Raw genomic sequence first — 1001 nt, 5'->3', positions numbered from 1 at the left:
GATACCGTAGATGAAGATGGCGATGGTAATGGCGATGATGACGATGAGGACACCATCACAATCATGCCAGCACAGGCAGATTTAAGTATAGCGAAAGGACTGTCATCAGGTAGTGCCACACCAAATGTGGGAGATATCTTGGTTTTTGAATTAGTAATTACAAATGAAGGTTCTAATGATGCCACAGGCGTTAGTGTAGAAGATGTGTTACCTATAGGTTACACGCTAGGAACAGTAAACAACGCAGGAACAGCTACAGGAAATACAGCAAGCTGGTTAGGATTGTTTGTGCCAGCCAATGGCAGTATAACTGTAACTTATCAAGCAACGGTTAATGCACCAACTGGAGCGGTTGGAGAGTATACAAACTCAGCGCAAATCACGGCAAGTGACCAATATGATCCAGACAGTGATCCAACGACAGATGATACCGTAGATGAAGATGGAGATGGTAATGGCGATGATGATGATGAAGATACTTTTACCATTACACCACAAACGGCAGATTTATCAATAGATAAAACCGTAGTAGATGCAAATGGCGCACCAGTAAATGTAGGCGATGTATTAACCTTTAGTATAGCAATAGCCAATGGAGGAAGTTCAGTAGCTACCAATGTAAGCTTAGAAGATGTATTACCAATAGGTTACACATTAGTGTCAGGAAGTATAGATAATGGAGGGGTTTTTAATCCAGGAAATACAACTATTACTTGGGATTTAGCAAATGTACCATTAACAGGAGTAACAGTAAGTTATCAGGTCACGGTCAATGCACCGACTGGAGTAGTTGGAGAATATAGGAATGTAGCACAAGTAACAGCGAGCGATCAATATGATCCAGATAGTAACCCAGACAACGATGATGGCGACCAAAGTGAAGATGATGAAGACGATGAAGTTGTAGTACCAGCACAATCCGATTTAGAGTTAACTAAGGGTATAAGTGCGGCAAGTAGTTCAACACCAAATGTGGGTGACACGGTAACCTTTGAAGTTGT

At 41.6% G+C, this 1001-nt stretch carries 1 protein-coding gene; it reads left to right on the top strand.

The window, feature by feature from the left end; translation table 11 throughout:
- Nucleotides 1–1001, top strand: a 1001-nt coding sequence (locus WA340_RS03735) for a DUF11 domain-containing protein (RefSeq protein WP_336127331.1), incomplete at both ends; no start/stop codon positions are given.

It is taken from the genome of Mesoflavibacter sp. CH_XMU1422-2 (assembly GCF_037029245.1).
GTDB classification, from domain to species: Bacteria; Bacteroidota; Bacteroidia; order Flavobacteriales; family Flavobacteriaceae; genus Mesoflavibacter; species Mesoflavibacter zeaxanthinifaciens.
Note: the sequence above shows the minus strand (reverse complement) of the source record. Positions and strands in the feature narration are given on the sequence as shown.